General features: G+C 44.0%; 15 protein-coding genes and 1 pseudogene. 12 read left to right on the plus strand and 4 right to left on the minus strand.

Going from position 1 to position 14,515, the window contains the following annotated elements:
• Window positions 1-24: 24 nt before the first annotated feature.
• The 6 genes from AACT52_RS07705 to AACT52_RS07730 all read left to right on the plus strand — a co-directional run bounded on the left by AACT52_RS07705 (window position 25) and on the right by AACT52_RS07730 (window position 6,586).
• Window positions 25-525 (plus strand): DUF2231 domain-containing protein, encoded by a 501-nt coding sequence (locus AACT52_RS07705; protein ID WP_041033465.1) that lies wholly within the window; start codon window positions 25-27, stop codon window positions 523-525.
• The gene (locus AACT52_RS07710; RefSeq protein ID WP_073630008.1) at window positions 522-1,127 is read left to right on the plus strand and encodes a DUF2231 domain-containing protein; all 606 of its coding nucleotides are present in this window, start codon (window positions 522-524) and stop codon (window positions 1,125-1,127) included. Before AACT52_RS07705 ends, AACT52_RS07710 begins: the two co-directional genes overlap by 4 nt.
• A 92-nt stretch (window positions 1,128-1,219) precedes the next feature.
• Window positions 1,220-2,125: a cytochrome c oxidase subunit II gene (locus tag AACT52_RS07715; protein WP_073630193.1), complete on the plus strand. Its 906-nt coding sequence runs from the start codon at window positions 1,220-1,222 to the stop codon at window positions 2,123-2,125.
• Window positions 2,126-2,282: 157 nt separating this feature from the next.
• Complete coding sequence (gene ctaD, locus AACT52_RS07720) at window positions 2,283-3,953, plus strand: cytochrome c oxidase subunit I (RefSeq protein WP_073630010.1); 1,671 nt, start codon at window positions 2,283-2,285, stop codon at window positions 3,951-3,953.
• A 225-nt stretch (window positions 3,954-4,178) separates the two neighbouring features.
• Window positions 4,179-4,781, plus strand: coding sequence for a cytochrome c oxidase subunit 3 (locus tag AACT52_RS07725; RefSeq protein WP_073630012.1), 603 nt, complete (start codon window positions 4,179-4,181; stop codon window positions 4,779-4,781).
• A gap of 239 nt (window positions 4,782-5,020) precedes the next feature.
• On the plus strand, window positions 5,021-6,586 hold the full coding sequence (locus AACT52_RS07730) for a GMC oxidoreductase (protein ID WP_073630014.1): 1,566 nt from the start codon (window positions 5,021-5,023) through the stop codon (window positions 6,584-6,586).
• A 218-nt stretch (window positions 6,587-6,804) separates the two neighbouring features.
• Here AACT52_RS07730 and AACT52_RS07735 read toward each other — a convergent pair whose 3' ends face one another.
• Complete coding sequence (locus tag AACT52_RS07735; RefSeq protein ID WP_073630016.1) at window positions 6,805-7,377, minus strand: HD domain-containing protein; 573 nt, start codon at window positions 7,375-7,377, stop codon at window positions 6,805-6,807.
• 137 nt (window positions 7,378-7,514) lie between these two features.
• Window positions 7,515-7,937: a hypothetical protein gene (locus AACT52_RS07740; protein ID WP_073630018.1), complete on the minus strand. Its 423-nt coding sequence runs from the start codon at window positions 7,935-7,937 to the stop codon at window positions 7,515-7,517.
• Window positions 7,938-8,790: 853 nt separating this feature from the next.
• On the opposite strand from AACT52_RS07740, the gene AACT52_RS07745 reads away from it, so the two are divergent.
• The gene (locus AACT52_RS07745; RefSeq protein WP_073630020.1) at window positions 8,791-9,876 is read left to right on the plus strand and encodes an RNA-guided endonuclease InsQ/TnpB family protein; all 1,086 of its coding nucleotides are present in this window, start codon (window positions 8,791-8,793) and stop codon (window positions 9,874-9,876) included.
• 471 nt (window positions 9,877-10,347) lie between these two features.
• Here the strand turns inward: AACT52_RS07745 and AACT52_RS07750 are convergent, their stop codons facing one another.
• Both AACT52_RS07750 and AACT52_RS07755 read right to left on the minus strand, forming a co-directional pair.
• On the minus strand, window positions 10,348-10,587 hold the full coding sequence (locus AACT52_RS07750) for a hypothetical protein (RefSeq protein ID WP_073630022.1): 240 nt from the start codon (window positions 10,585-10,587) through the stop codon (window positions 10,348-10,350).
• A 61-nt stretch (window positions 10,588-10,648) separates the two neighbouring features.
• On the minus strand, window positions 10,649-10,861 hold the full coding sequence (locus tag AACT52_RS07755) for a chlorophyll a/b-binding protein (protein ID WP_073630024.1): 213 nt from the start codon (window positions 10,859-10,861) through the stop codon (window positions 10,649-10,651).
• A gap of 446 nt (window positions 10,862-11,307) precedes the next feature.
• Between AACT52_RS07755 and rsmA the strand changes: the two genes are divergently transcribed.
• The 5 genes and pseudogenes from rsmA to AACT52_RS07780 form a co-directional block, all read left to right on the plus strand.
• Complete coding sequence (gene rsmA, locus AACT52_RS07760; protein WP_073630026.1) at window positions 11,308-12,135, plus strand: 16S rRNA (adenine(1518)-N(6)/adenine(1519)-N(6))-dimethyltransferase RsmA; 828 nt, start codon at window positions 11,308-11,310, stop codon at window positions 12,133-12,135.
• A 58-nt stretch (window positions 12,136-12,193) separates the two neighbouring features.
• Window positions 12,194-13,144: a 4-(cytidine 5'-diphospho)-2-C-methyl-D-erythritol kinase gene (ispE, locus tag AACT52_RS07765; protein WP_073630195.1), complete on the plus strand. Its 951-nt coding sequence runs from the start codon at window positions 12,194-12,196 to the stop codon at window positions 13,142-13,144.
• A gap of 38 nt (window positions 13,145-13,182) precedes the next feature.
• Window positions 13,183-13,500, plus strand: coding sequence for a DUF3082 domain-containing protein (locus AACT52_RS07770; RefSeq protein WP_073630028.1), 318 nt, complete (start codon window positions 13,183-13,185; stop codon window positions 13,498-13,500).
• A gap of 27 nt (window positions 13,501-13,527) precedes the next feature.
• Window positions 13,528-14,172: a Uma2 family endonuclease gene (locus AACT52_RS07775; RefSeq protein ID WP_073630030.1), complete on the plus strand. Its 645-nt coding sequence runs from the start codon at window positions 13,528-13,530 to the stop codon at window positions 14,170-14,172.
• Window positions 14,173-14,176: 4 nt separating this feature from the next.
• Window positions 14,177-14,416 (plus strand): annotated as a pseudogene (locus AACT52_RS07780) (cryptochrome/photolyase family protein); the annotation flags it as partial.
• Window positions 14,417-14,515: the final 99 nt, after the last annotated feature.

The following is a 14,515-nucleotide window of genomic DNA, read 5'->3' on the forward strand; positions in this document are numbered from 1 at the left end:
AGAAAATATGTCTAGGAGACCATTATGTTTGAGTATCTTCCGGCTTTGAACGACCACAATTTACCGTATCCCGATACGATTCATCCCATCGTTGTACACTTCGTAATTGCGATGGTGTTGTTTGCCTTTGTTTGCGATGTCATTGGCTTTTTCACAGGGAAATACCGTCTTTTTGAAGCGAGTTGGTGGAATATGTTTTTCGCCACAATTTCCATCTTCATCGCCATCATTTTTGGTCAGTTTGAAGCAGGCTTGGCAGAACCTTACGATGCCGTTGAGTCAGTGCTGAATTTACATACACTGCTTGGCTGGTCGCTTTCAGGAATCCTTGCAGCGATTACAGCTTGGCGCTATGTGATTCGTATTCGCACTCCATATAAAGTACCGTTTTCGTATCTTGCAATCGGATTTATTTTGACAGTTCTAGTTGGTATACAAGTGTATCTCGGAGACAAACTCGTTTGGGTGTATGGACTGCATACAGTGCCAGTTGTTGAAGCACTAAAAGAGGGGTTGTTGCAATGAATGCTGAAGTTATTGACCAATTAAAAACGCATCTTGGCGCAAACGGATTGCCCTACGCAATACCAATTCATCCAAACTTGGTTCATCTCACGCTAGGTTTGTTCATCATTGGAATTGCCTTTGATTTCATTGGTGTACTGTTCCACCTCCAAACTCCAGTCTTCAAATTTTTGGTAATTCCCGTCGTTCGCTCCAATTTCTTTGATGTTGGCTGGTTCAATATGCTGGCTTCTGCCATCATCACCTTTTTTACTGTAGCAGCAGGCTTTTACGAAATCATGCTGGCAGAAGCACCATCTGATCTCAAGAGTGCTTGGGGATTGCACCCGCTGGAAACAATGCTCTGGCATGGTGTCGGTGGTGTCTTCTTATTAGCCCTGATTGTTGGTATGACTGTCTGGAGAGGATTACAGCGCTACGTTTGGTGCAAAAACGAAAGCCAACAAGTGCAGTGGAGTTATCTGCTCTCTGGGGTGACAATCATGTTGCTGATGTATCTACATGGAACACTAGGAGCGCAATTAGCTGCGGAGTTTGGCGTACATAATACCGCCGATATGTTGTTGCGATTGGGTCTTGACCCCAACACCTTGCTGAAGTAAATGATTTTAGTCCTTAGTCATTTGTACGAGTGCTAGTGACTACTAACCAATGACTAATGACTAATGACCAATGACTAATGACTTTTGTTGCTATGAAAATCTGGAATGTTTTGATATTAATTGTAAGTGCGATCGCTCTCACGGCTGCTAGTCTATGGATAGGGCAGCAAGCTTATTCCTGGCTTCCTCCACAAGCGGCAGCAGAATCGCAGCTGATAGATGATTTGTTTAGCTTTCTAGTCACACTCGGCGCATTCATCTTCCTGGGAGTGACTGCAACTTTGATGTATTCTGTGACTTTCCATCGCGCAGGCAAGTATGACTTTAGAGATGGTCCCCCTATTGAAGGGAATGTCACGCTAGAAGTTGTCTGGACAGCTATTCCAATTTTGGTCGTTTTATGGATTGCAGGCTACAGCTACCAAGTTTACGAGCAAATGGCAATTCGCGGTCCGATGGAGGTTGTCCACCTACATATGCCAATGGGAATGGAATCAGCGTATGCTGCGCCAATAAACTCCCCAACTCAACCCGTAGAAAACATTGAGGTCAATGCCAAACAGTGGGCTTGGGTGTTCCGTTATCCAAATCAAGGTGTCACCAGTACCGAATTGCATTTACCCGCCAATCACCGCGTTCGCTTAGCACTGCAATCAGAAGACGTTCTCCACGGCTTCTATATTCCTGCTTTCCGACTCAAGCAAGATATCATTCCCAAACGCAAGATTGACTTTGAATTCACTCCCGTCCGCATTGGCAAATATCAATTGACCGATTCCCAATTCAGCGGTACTTACTTCGCGACGATGCAGGCGAATGTGGTTGTTGATTCTCCTGAAGATTACGATAAGTGGCTTGCCGAAATAGCAACGCACAAACCATCCCCTGCACCTAATCAGGCAGTTGCCGAGTATACCCAGGAAACAAAGGGACTGATCAAAACTGGCTGGGCTACAGTTGAGCCTGCACAGCCTCCTGTAGTCAATTACAGCAATTAGTTAATGGTTAGTGGTCAACAACCAACAACTACTCCCTTCCCGGTATAAGATTACTTATCTTTTCCTTGGCGTTCTTGGCGTCTTGGCGGTTCGTTATTAAGTAATCTTCCAGCGTGACAGGAGTACAAACGAACAATCAACAACAAACAAAAGACAAATGACCAATATTTCTGTCAAAGACATCAGCATGAGTGGTGCGGAACCTCACCACGAAACTGCAACAGGCTGGAAGCAATACTTCAGCTTCAGCACTGACCACAAGGTCATTGGTATCCAGTACATTGTTAGCGCTTTCATTTTCTTTCTTGTTGGCGGCATATTTGCAATGGTGATTCGAGGGGAACTGATGACCCCAGAATCAGACCTCGTTGACCGCACAGTTTACAATGCCATGTTCACCATGCATGGCACGGTGATGTTATTCGGTTGGACATTCCCAGTGCTGGCAGGTCTTGCTAACTACCTTGTGCCACTGATGATTGGGGCGCGAGATATGGCATTTCCCCGCTTGAATGCTGCTGCCTTCTGGATGATTCCAATCGCCGGAACTTTGCTGATGGTGAGCTTCTTTCTCCCAAGCGGTCCAGCACAAGCGGGCTGGTGGTCTTACCCTCCCGTCAGTTTGCAAAACCCATCAGGTCAATTGATCAATGGGCAATTTGTCTGGCTTCTGGCTGTGGCAATATCGGGGGTTTCCTCGATTATGGGTGCAGTCAACTTCGTAACAACAATTGTCAAGATGCGGGCACCAGGCATGACATTCTTCCGGATGCCTATGTTTGTCTGGGCAGTGTTTAGCGCTCAGATTATCCAACTCTTTGGACTACCTGCATTGACTGCGGGTGCGGTGATGCTTCTGTTCGACCTGACGGTTGGAACGAGCTTTTTTGACCCTGCTAAAGGAGGAAATGCAATTCTTTTCCAACACTTTTTCTGGTTCTACTCGCACCCTGCCGTTTACGTCATCATTCTGCCCGTCTTCGGAATTTTTTCCGAACTGTTTCCTGTGTATGCTCGCAAACCTTTGTTTGGTTACAAAGTGGTTGCAATTTCATCACTCTTGATTGCTGGCGTCAGCGCTTTGGTTTGGGTACACCATTTGTATGTCAGCGGTACACCAGGCTGGATGCGGATGATTTTCATGCTCTCGACAATGTTCGTTTCTGTGCCTACGGGTATTAAGGTGTTTGCTTGGGTTGCAACCATCTGGGGAGGCAAGTTGCGGCTGAATACACCTATGCTGTTTGCACTGGGTGGATTAATATTGTTTGTCTTCGCGGGTATTACTGGTATCACACTCTCCTCTGTTCCGGTTGATGTTCACGTCAACAATACGTACTATGTGGTAGGTCATTTCCACTACGTCCTCTACGGCACAGTCACGATGGGAGTGTACGCTGCTATTTACCACTGGTTTCCCAAGATGACTGGGCGTATGTACCACGAGAGCTGGGGCAAGTTGCACTTTTGGCTGGCATTTATTGGCACTAACCTCAACTTCTTTCCAATGCACCCATTAGGATTGCAAGGAATGTTGCGTCGGGTTTCTTCTTACGCCCCAGAGTATGAATTCTGGAACATTATTGCCAGTCTCGGAGCGTTTTTGCTGGGGATGTCCACTTTGCCCTTCATTGTCAACATGATTGCTTCCTGGATGCATGGAAAGCAGGCTCCTAAAAATCCTTGGCGAGCAATTGGACTAGAGTGGATGGTTTCTTCGCCACCTCCTGTAGAGAATTTTGAGGAAATTCCTGTCGTTGTCTCTGAACCTTACGGGTACGGGAAGTCTGAACCGTTAGTAGCTAGTCAAGCGAATGGTCACAAATAGAGGTGTCAGGGGGTAAGGGCACAAAGCTTTAGGCTCTTAGGGTGTAAAAGAAATTCAAAATTATTCCCTGACACCCCTACACCGTTTATTTATATAGCTGTTTGCAAATAGAAAGAAATAATGAACCACAGATGGACACAGATGAACACAGATAAATACAGATAAATACAGATAGATTTGTACTTCCTTGAAATGAGCAGCGCTATATATAGGAGAATTCGATCAATGGACAGTTCTATCATTGCAGAACAGTTAGAGCAATCTGTGCATGAGCATACCCACGACGAAGAAGGCAACAAGATGTTCGGCTTTGTTGTATTCTTGCTCTCAGAAAGTGTGATTTTCTTGAGTTTTTTCGCCGGATACATTGTCTACAAAACTACGACTCCCGACTGGTTACCAGCTGGTGTTTCCGGATTGGAAATTAAAGAACCTGGCATCAACACGGTGGTTCTTGTTGCAAGTAGCTTTGTGATTTACTTGGCAGAACGCGCCCTAGCACGCCACGACTTGAATAAATTTCGCCTGTTTCTTTTAGCAACGATCGCTATGGGAACTTACTTCCTAGTTGGACAGGCGATTGAATGGAGCAATCTTGCTTTTGGCTTTACCACAGGTGTCTTCGGTGGGATGTTCTATTTGCTGACTGGTTTCCACGGTTTACACGTTCTCAGCGGCATTATATTGCAATTGATTATTTTTGCTCGCTCGTTCATTCCTGGTAATTATGACTCAGGTCACTTTGGTGTGAATGCAACATCGTTGTTCTGGCACTTTGTTGATGTCATCTGGATTATTTTGTTTGTCCTCATTTATGTCTGGCAATGAATATAACGGTTCTCGTTTCGATGCAGTACGCTTTGACCCCACCCCTTACCCCTCCCCGCAAGCGAGGAGGGGCGAATGTTCCCCCTCTCTGCTTGCGGAGAGAGGGGGGTAGGGGGTGAGGTTCCGAGTGCGTGCAATGAACAGAGAATTGCTATATCTCCCCTACACCCGTAGGACGCCATACGTTCTTGCGCCCCTACATCCCTACATCCCTACACCCTTAAGAGAGGAGAATTCCTATGATTATTGATGACCAGCACTATGACTTAATTATCGTTGGTACAGGTGCAGGTGGAGGTACATTATTACACAAACTTGCACCCACAGGTAAGAAGATTCTCGTCTTGGAACGAGGAAATTTCTTACCCAAAGAGAATGAAAACTGGAATGCTGTCGAGGTGTTTGGAAAAGGACGCTATAACGCTCAGGAACAATGGTACGACATTTCAGGAGAGCCTTTTCGTCCCCAAACTAATTATTGGGTTGGTGGTAACACTAAGGTTTATGGTGCCGCTTTGCTGCGCATGCGGGAAAAGGATTTTGAGAAGGTTCAACATCAAGATGGCACCTCTCCAGAATGGTGTGTCAAATACCAGGAATTTGAACCGTACTACACCGAAGCAGAAAAGCTTTACTCTGTCCACGGTAAACAAGGAGACGACCCAACAGAACCTCCTCGCAGCGAAGATTACCCTTGTCCTCCGGTAAGTCACGAACCCCGAATGCAGCAAATTTGCGATGCTATCTCTAAGCAGGGGCTGCATCCATCACATCTACCTTTGGGCTTAAAGCTGAATGAAAGCGATGCCGATGAGAGTTTTTGTATCCGTTGTAAAACTTGTGATGGGTTTCCCTGTAAGGTTGATGGCAAAGGTGATGCTGAGGTAACAGGAATTGTTCCAGCCCTGGAGTTTCCCAATGTCACACTAAAGACAGATGCTAAAGTCGTACGTTTACACACTACTCCGTCTGGTCGAGAAGTCAAAGCTGTCGAAGCGGAAATTGCTGGACACTCTTATCTGTTCTTTGGTGATATTGTTGTGCTGGCGTGTGGTGCTGTGAACTCGGCGGCGTTGTTGCTGCGATCGCCAAATGAACAGCACCCCACCGGACTAGCTAATAGTTCTGATCAGGTGGGACGCAATTTCATGAAACACCTGCTGTCAGCAGTGGTGCAACTCAGTCCCGCACCCAATCCTGCGGTGTTCCAAAAGACGATTTGCGTCCACGATTTTTACTGGGGATACTCGGATTTTGAATATCCGATGGGTCATATCCAGAATACGGGTAATCTTCTTCAGGAGATGATTCTGACTGAAGCACCACCCTTGTTGGCTCTTTTGTCAAGATTCATGCCAGGGCTTGGGCTGCGGCAGTTGGCATCGCGTACAATTGGTTGGTGGTTGCAGACGGAAGATTTACCCGACCCCAACAATAGAGTGCGCGTGGATGGTTCTAAGCTGCATTTGGATTACACGCCGAATAATGTTGAGGCTCATGACCGCCTGATTTATCATTGGACAGAAGTACTCAAAGCAGTAGACAAAGATACAAACAGCCCGGTGGGCATTTATCCTTATAGCAATACGACGATTCGAGTGGTGGCACATCAGTGTGGTACTCTCCGTTTTGGAGAAGACCCGACAACATCTGTTCTCGACCTTAATTGTCGCACTCATGATGTCGATAATCTCTACGTTGTGGATGGTAGTTTCTTCCCATCGAGTGCTGCGGTTAGTCCAACGCTGACAATTATGGCTAATGCGTTGCGTGTTGGCGAACACTTGATTTCACGGTTGAATTAGGGGCAAAGTACGAAGGTGATACCAAATTCTCGTTCAATACCTTCAGAATAGAATTTTGGGGCTATACAAACTAAGCCCCGAAGTTCCCTAGGTTGGGAAACCCCTTCGGATTCGCCAGTTGCCTGCGGAGGGAAACCCTCCTGCAGCACTGGTCTCACCGCCTGCAGGACTTCTCTCCGCCTGTGCGGGCTATAAAATTATTGACAGGCTACTACCTATCAACCTTGCTGAAACAGTTGAGACACAACTCGTGACAATTCCTCAGTCATCCTGTCAGAACCAGTCTCCCGAAATACCTGCACCAAGGACTGATAAAACCAGAATGTATCCTCCTTGCTACCGTTAAACTGACTCCAGATCACATCGCCTTGTTGTTGCCATTCTGCTAGTAGGGAACGAGCATTGTGAAGTTTATCAGCAAGCGACACTCGTCGCACTGATGGTGAAGCATAGCGCAGATGTTCTATGTAGCGGGTTTTGCGTTCTAGCCAAGGGGGTTTGGGTGTGATGTCTGTTTCTGTGCAACCATCCACAATTTCCACAACTTGTTCGCCGAATTGCTGGCGAATTTCCTCACGAGTCGCTTTGCCTCCTTGGTCTTCTACAGCATCATGTAAAAGGGCGGCGATCGCCTCATCTTCATTTCCTCCTGCTTCGAGTACCAAAGCCGCCACACTTAACAGATGTGCAATGTAAGGAACGTTGCCAAGTTTGCGAGTTTGGGTTGCGTGCAAGCGAGTGGCATATATCAATGCTGCTTCAAATCGTTCTGTCAATTTTGGTGCATTCATGTCTACTGCATACTGAGGTCAAGATAGAATTGTGTCGCGTACTTTTCCAGAATTCACGCTGACAGTCGAGCAGGTTTTGGTAGCATGATAGAGCCATGCAATAATTACAGAGGTATTGACGCAATTGTCAAAGAATTTCAAGTTCTAGTAGACCTTATGAATGAAAAAGTTTTTGCTAAACTTTGTTGAATCATACTCTTCATCCCAACAACAAACTTAATAAATTGCTCTTTTAAAGACTGATTAATTGGAAAACCTTTTTCTCGCATCTCTTTAATGACATCCATCAGCCCCTGTTTCATGCCTGGCTCTTGTTCAAGATACCTGGGCAGAGAATTTGCCAATTTTTCAATCAGAGCCGATACTATCAAAATAGTCTCTTCACGGTTGATTTCTGGGTCAATATATAGTTTAACAGCTTGCTCATACTTATCAATTGCATTTATTAAAGCTTTGGATTCATGCAAGTGAACCAATAAAGGCTCGTTGTCCCTACTCAATTTATTCGAGTTATCTTGTTCTCCTGAATTTCGTGGAGCAAAATATGGTTTTTCTTCCATATTATTAATGTTTTCCTATTAGCATGACACTTAGAATTGATATGGAAAAAATCAAGAAATACACTAATATCTCTTGAATCTTTGCTATTTCTCTATATTAGAATTAATGGCTAATCATAAATATGATAATTCATAAGTATTCCCAATGTAATCACTCAAGTTTGCACTCGTTGTATTATTAAAATGTGTTTTTCATGTTAACCCAATGAACCTCTAGTTAGTTCTCAGTGTCAGTTAAATTGTTTTACCTAAGAAATATCATTTCTTCACAGACGTAAAAAATAAGTATAAATACTCACCATAAGCAACGGTAGAAAAGTTGGAAAAGTGCGTTTTCCACAAGATAGAAAAACCCCCGCCTGACAAAATGACAGTGCAGGGAGTATTCGTGATTGTTGTTGCAGCATATGTTATAGTTCTCAGCTCAAACAAAGGAAATTACGCAAGATTTGCTATTTCTTTATAAAACTTAATCTAAAACTTCGGCTTAACCAAGGCGGGTGAGAATTTCCCTTCCTCACATGAAAGAAATCTGAAACGCAAGCAACAGAAATTAGCGAAGAAGCAAAAGGGCTAGGAACTGTAACTTATTTTCTGGACAAAGCTACCCATTGCTACTGATTTTTGGGTAGCTTTTTTCAAACTTGTTCGGTTGTAGTATGGTTTTCACTACTGACTTTATAGTCATATAATTGGCATAATATAACTATAAGCACAAAAAGATTATGCCAAAAAGAGATAGATGGTTAAAGATACTGCTAACTCAACAAGAGTTAGACAAGCTTGAAGCTTATGCCGAAAGTCAAGGATGGAATAAATCACAAGCACTTAGAGAATGGATTAAACAGTTGCCATGTTGCTCGGATTCAAAACAGAACTGAAACTAAACAATCAGCAACGTACGGCACTAGCAAAACATTGTGGAGTAGCACGCCATGCTTGGAATTGGGGACTTGCTCTGACTAAACAGATTTTAGATCACAACAAAGCGAATCCCGAATCCAAAATTAAGTTTCCCACTGCTATCGACTTGCATAAGTGGTTAGTAGCGTTGGTTAAGTCTGAGAATGAGTGGTACTACGAATGCTCAAAAAGTACTCCGCAACAAGCTTTAATGGCGTTGCGCGAATCTTGGAAACGTTGTTTTAACAAGACGGCAGGTGTTCCAAAGTTTAAGAAAAAAGGTAAACGTGATTCTTTTACGTTGGAAGGTACAGTTAAAATTTTAAGCAATAACAAAATCCAAGTCCCTGTTATTGGTGTTCTCAAAACTTATGAACGACTACCACAGGTAATAACTAAATCTTGCACAATATCTCGTCAAGCTGATAGATGGTTTATCAGTTTCCGGTTTGAGGTAGAAACTCAAGAATGCACTTCCAAGAGCGTTGTAGGCGTTGATCTTGGTGTAAAAAACCTTGCTACTCTTTCTACTGGTGAGGTAGTACTTGGAGCTAAATCCTACAAAAAGTACGAAGCCAAGCTATCCAGAATGCAATGGTTGCATCGTCATAAAATCATCGGTTCAGCTAACTGGAAAAAAGCGCTCCTTCAAATAGCTAGATTGCACAGAAAGATTGCCAACATCCGCAAAGATACATTGCACAAACTAACAACATTGCTTGCCAAGAACCACGGCACGGTAGTAATTGAAGACCTCAATGTATCCGGTATGATGGCTAATCACAAATTGGCTAAGGCTATCGCTGACATGAGCTTTTTCGAGTTCCGTAGACAGTTAACCTACAAGTGCCAGTTGTACGGCTCAAAGCTGGTTGGGGTTGATAGATGGTTTCCTAGTTCCAAGACCTGCTCTAGCTGCGGAACAAAGAAAGAAACGCTCACTTTGAGTGAGCGAGTATTTGAATGCAGCCATTGTGGCTTTGTCATTGACCGCGATTTAAACGCTGCAATCAATTTGTCAAGAGTCGTCAGTTAGACGATGCTAGCCTGTGGACTGGTTAACGCCGACGTTGCCAGGATGAAGCAAGGAAGTAAACGAAACCCAAAGTGTAGAAAAGTCCAATTATGGGTAGCTTTGGGTAGGTGTTATGTAACGGGAGTAAGTCACGGCGGAAATATAGAAAAGTTGTTGCCAAAGTGGGATTGTCGTACTGAACTGCAACAAGTATGCTTGCCTAAACGGTTTAGTTTCAATTTGATGTACATACAACCGTTTAGAGCGATCGCTTTAATTCCCAAAATCATAAGGAAATATCAAATTTATCAAAAAATTTATCATTGCCAATGGCTTTCATTATCTTCAATATCTCATTGGGCTATTGTCAACAATTCGCGTATATGGCGATCGCCCTCTAGTTCCAACTTACCGCTAAAAAAAGAAGCCCTGGTTACGTTGACCAGGGCTTTGAGAATAGTTCGTATTAACGATAATCTGGACAGAGCTTATTCATGCAAGGTGAGTGAAAACAGCTCCCCCCAGACTCCCAGCCACTGTGATAGCAATCAGCAGGTTAGTGAAAAATTTACCCAATTCAGCATTTCGTCCCAGTGCTTTATCTTCCTGACCGCCGGTGAAAAACAATGACCAAGCTTGATTAGCGCTGATGACTTCAAAGTTATTGAAATCAGGTCTAAACACAACAGGTCCAAGTAAGTCCGCTTTAGGAAAGTCAAAGTCAGTTCTCATCGTTATTTCTCCAAATTTGATTTATATAGATTGATCAATTTCTAAGAATTCAGCTTTATATTTACAAGCTACTGAGCCACCCAATCAAACCGTGTCCGGTAAGAACTTCGAGCGCGATAAGTGAGACAAAGCCAATCATTGCCAAACGCCCATTGAGCTTTTCAGCATACTCAGTGAAGCCAAACTTCTGGGTTTCGTCCACATAAATCTTGGGTTCAATTGCGTAATTGTTCAATCGATTCCCTTCTTCTACTACGTAGCTGCGTGCCGTCATGGTTTTTTTCCTTTTTCTCTCTGTTGTAAACAATAGTAAAGCTTTGTAAATAAAGTTTGCAATAACTTGACAAAGTTATTTAGGAGTATAAACAGTAATAAATCTATACGGAATTCCGTACTTGACTAAAATAAAGTGCCTTGTTTGGGGCTACATATGCCCCTGTTGTTGCCTTTCGATGAGCATCTTTGCCATTGCTGGGTCTCAGTTCAATGCTTGGTAATTGCTATGCTAGTTGATCCTGGAGTCACCCCAATACAGTACGGGAACGCCATGTTCATCCTTCAAAGATCTCCTCTAGCCGTTTATAGGGGGGAAATTAGCCCCCCTTAAGAAGGGGGGTTGGGGGGATCAAGTCTTATCCGAACCGTATTGAGAGTCACCGCTGATCTCTTAGTAGACATCGATTGTTACAAAAGTAATGGAAATTGAACAAGGCTAAAAGCATGACAGAAAAGGTAAAACCGCGTAAGCAATTTGCTCAGCATTGGCTCAAAAGTGAAAAAGCCCTCAACGAAATTATTCAAGCTTCCCAATTACAATCAACTGACTGCGTCCTGGAAATTGGTCCTGGTACAGGTATCCTGACTCGCCGCCTATTACCGTTGGTACAATCTTTGCTGGCGGTGGAAATAGACCGAGACTTGTGTAAGGTATTGACAAAAGAATTCGGACGCAAAGAAAATTTTTTACTTGTGCAAGGAGATTTTCTAGAGCTAGATTTACCATCCTTGCTAGCACCATTTCCAGCTTTTCAAAACCAGAATAAAGTTGTTGCCAATATTCCCTACAACATCACAGGACCAATTCTAGAAAAACTACTGGGTACAATTGCCAACCCAAACCTTGAACCTTATGACTCGATAGTGCTATTGGTACAAAAAGAAGTTGCTCAAAGGCTGGCAGCAAAACCAGGGTCAAAAGCTTTTGGGGCGCTATCAGTACGAGTGCAGTATTTGGCAGAGTGCGAGTTGATTTATACCGTACCAGCTGGAGCATTCTACCCACCACCCAAGGTAGACTCAGCAGTCGTGCGCCTTGTTCCACGCCAATTTGAACCACAAGCCACAGACACGCGACGATTAGAAACTTTGGTGAAGTTGGGATTCGGGGAAAAACGTAAAATGTTACGAAATAATTTGCAATCGCTCGTAGAACGCGATCGCCTGTCACAATTGCTGGAAAAATTAGAGATAAATCCTCAAGCTCGCGCTGAAGAACTCAGCGTTAGTCAATGGGTAGCTCTAGCAAATGAGTTAGGAGATTTGTCTTGACGCTTTCATGAGAGTGCGTCTGTACAAAAGTCCTAAGAACTTACGTAAGCACTGTAAAATGCGTTCCTACACCCTAATAGCCCCTGCCAAAATCAACTTATACCTGGAAATCATTGGCGCTCGCCCTGATGGTTATCATGAGTTAGTTATGATACTCCAAAGTATCGACCTAGCGGACGAAATTCATTTAGAAGCAAGCGACAATCAAGCCATAAGCGTTCGTTGCCCCCATCCGGAAGTTCCATTAGACAAAAGTAATATTGCATACAAAGCAGCAGAACTCATGGCGGCAGAGTTTCCAAACGCCTTTGCCAGGTATGGCGGTGTCAACATCACCATAAACAAGCGCATACCTGTTGCAGCGGGGTTAGCTGGGGGTTCGACGAATGCAGCAGCAGTGTTGGTAGGGATAGATTTACTTTGGAAGCTAGGACTGACTCAATCAGAGTTAGAGGAATTGGGAGCGCAATTAGGTTCAGATGTGCCGTTTTGTGTCGCTGGCGGAACGGCGATCGCCACAGGAAGAGGTGAGCAACTTTCTGCGCTTCCCAGTTTAGACAACATATATATAGTATTGGGTAAATATCGTAGCCTTGCAGTGTCTACCCCTTGGGCATACAAAACCTATCGACAACAGTTTGGTGATTCCTATCTCAAAGATACCGACAGCTTGTCAGCCCGTGCAGCAGCTATACATTCCGGACCAATAGTAAAAGCTATTTTAAATAAGGACGCAACGGAGATTGCTCAAAAGCTGCACAATGATTTAGAGCGCGTGGTGTTACCAGCACATCCGCAAGTATTGCAACTGCGGGAGACTTTTGCAAGTGCTGGTGTTTTGGGAACAATGATGTCTGGTTCTGGTCCGAGTGTATTTGCTATTTGTGAGTCGCAACAGCAGGCGGAAAAAGTTAAACTTCAAGTGAGGGAGACTCTTGCTGATGAGGATTTAGAATTGTTTGTGGCACGGATGACATCACATGGGGTTCAGGTGGCATCATCGATGTAAGGATTCAGATACGAACCCCAAAGGACAAAGAAGATTTTATGAGTGACAAAAATTTAACACAACAAGCAGAGACTCAAGCGCAGGTTCAACCAACTCCGTTACGTTGTATAACTGGAGCGGTGATTTCCGGGGGACTTGGGTATGCAGCGTACTCTCTGATGATTGCTATAGCCACAACTTTTGCCACTAAACCTATTCATTCAGATAACCCGATGGTAGTGAATATCGCCTCTGCGGTGCGTACCTTAGTTGTAGGTGTGATTGCTTTGGGAACTGGGATATTTGGGATAGTGGCGGTTGGGTTGCTGGCGTTAGGGGTACAGTTGTTGGTGCAGCAGTTGACACAGAAGAGCTGATGCGGCGTAAATTTGAGCAAAGCCATTATGGTGACATTGCAACTCAAACAAATTCGAGTTCCACCAGGTCAGCGGGTGCTGCTGGAAGATATTAGTTGGCAAGAATTTGAGGCAATTCTCAACGAGTTGGGGGAACACCGCAGCAGTCGAGTTGCATATAGGCAAGGCACATTAGAGATTATGGTTCCACTCCCAGAACATGAGAGAGCCAAAGTCATTATTGGAGATTTAGTAAAAATCTTACTAGATGAACTTGACCTTAATTGGGAGTCATTTGGTTCAACCACCTTTAAGCGCGAGGATATGACCGCAGGTGTTGAACCAGATGATTGCTTCTATATTAAAAATTATAAGCTGATGATTGGCACAGATAGGATAAACCTAAATGTTGACCCTCCTCCTGACCTAGCAATTGAAATAGATGTCACCTCACAAACCAAAATTAGTGCTTATCAAGCGTTAAGAGTACCTGAAATTTGGCGCTACGAAAACGGTAATTTGGAAATCAATCTGCTGCAAGGTGAGCAATACATCAAGTCCCAAACGAGTCTCACTTTTCCTAATTTTCCAATCATTGAAGGGATTTATCGATTTGTGCAGATGAGTCGAACAATAGGAACAACTCCAGCACTCAGGGAATTCCGAAAGTGGGTTAGAGAAGTAAAGAAATAAAAAAATGACCATAGGCGTTTGGATACTAGGCGACCAACTTTGGATAGAACAAGTAGCACTGCAAAGTTGTCAACAGAAAGTCCCTGTGATCATGATTGAGTCGCTGCGTCATGTCCAAGCACGCCCATAGCATCGGCAAAAGCTGGTTTTAGTATGGTCAGCAATGCGGCATTTTGCTGAGGAATTGCGACAACTCGATTATCAAGTCACCTACAAGTTAGCTGAGGATTTTGAAACACCACTCCTTTACAGCGTTTTTTAGGTAAATGGACCACAATCCTGACCTCGCTTCCATTCCTCTCTCCACCTCTTTTTAACCCTCCCCTAAAAGGGGAGGGAAGAG

This window comes from Scytonema sp. HK-05, assembly GCF_963872035.1.
Taxonomy (GTDB): domain Bacteria; phylum Cyanobacteriota; class Cyanobacteriia; order Cyanobacteriales; family Nostocaceae; genus Kalymmatonema.

What these genes read in the sequence shown, in the direction of transcription:
- AACT52_RS07725 (WP_073630012.1), top strand. Translation starts at nt 4,179, where the DNA reads ATGGACAGTTCTATCATTGCAGAACAGTTAGAGCAATCTGTGCATGAG.
- AACT52_RS07770 (WP_073630028.1), top strand. Translation starts at nt 13,183, where the DNA reads ATGAGTGACAAAAATTTAACACAACAAGCAGAGACTCAAGCGCAGGTT.
- AACT52_RS07745 (WP_073630020.1), top strand. Translation starts at nt 8,791, where the DNA reads ATGTTGCTCGGATTCAAAACAGAACTGAAACTAAACAATCAGCAACGT.
- AACT52_RS07710 (WP_073630008.1), top strand. Translation starts at nt 522, where the DNA reads ATGAATGCTGAAGTTATTGACCAATTAAAAACGCATCTTGGCGCAAAC.
- AACT52_RS07740 (WP_073630018.1), bottom strand. Translation starts at nt 7,937, where the DNA reads ATGGAAGAAAAACCATATTTTGCTCCACGAAATTCAGGAGAACAAGAT.
- AACT52_RS07750 (WP_073630022.1), bottom strand. Translation starts at nt 10,587, where the DNA reads ATGAGAACTGACTTTGACTTTCCTAAAGCGGACTTACTTGGACCTGTT.
- rsmA (WP_073630026.1), top strand. Translation starts at nt 11,308, where the DNA reads ATGACAGAAAAGGTAAAACCGCGTAAGCAATTTGCTCAGCATTGGCTC.
- AACT52_RS07705 (WP_041033465.1), top strand. Translation starts at nt 25, where the DNA reads ATGTTTGAGTATCTTCCGGCTTTGAACGACCACAATTTACCGTATCCC.
- AACT52_RS07730 (WP_073630014.1), top strand. Translation starts at nt 5,021, where the DNA reads ATGATTATTGATGACCAGCACTATGACTTAATTATCGTTGGTACAGGT.
- AACT52_RS07715 (WP_073630193.1), top strand. Translation starts at nt 1,220, where the DNA reads ATGAAAATCTGGAATGTTTTGATATTAATTGTAAGTGCGATCGCTCTC.
- AACT52_RS07735 (WP_073630016.1), bottom strand. Translation starts at nt 7,377, where the DNA reads ATGAATGCACCAAAATTGACAGAACGATTTGAAGCAGCATTGATATAT.
- AACT52_RS07755 (WP_073630024.1), bottom strand. Translation starts at nt 10,861, where the DNA reads ATGACGGCACGCAGCTACGTAGTAGAAGAAGGGAATCGATTGAACAAT.
- ctaD (WP_073630010.1), top strand. Translation starts at nt 2,283, where the DNA reads ATGACCAATATTTCTGTCAAAGACATCAGCATGAGTGGTGCGGAACCT.
- ispE (WP_073630195.1), top strand. Translation starts at nt 12,194, where the DNA reads ATGCGTTCCTACACCCTAATAGCCCCTGCCAAAATCAACTTATACCTG.
- AACT52_RS07775 (WP_073630030.1), top strand. Translation starts at nt 13,528, where the DNA reads ATGGTGACATTGCAACTCAAACAAATTCGAGTTCCACCAGGTCAGCGG.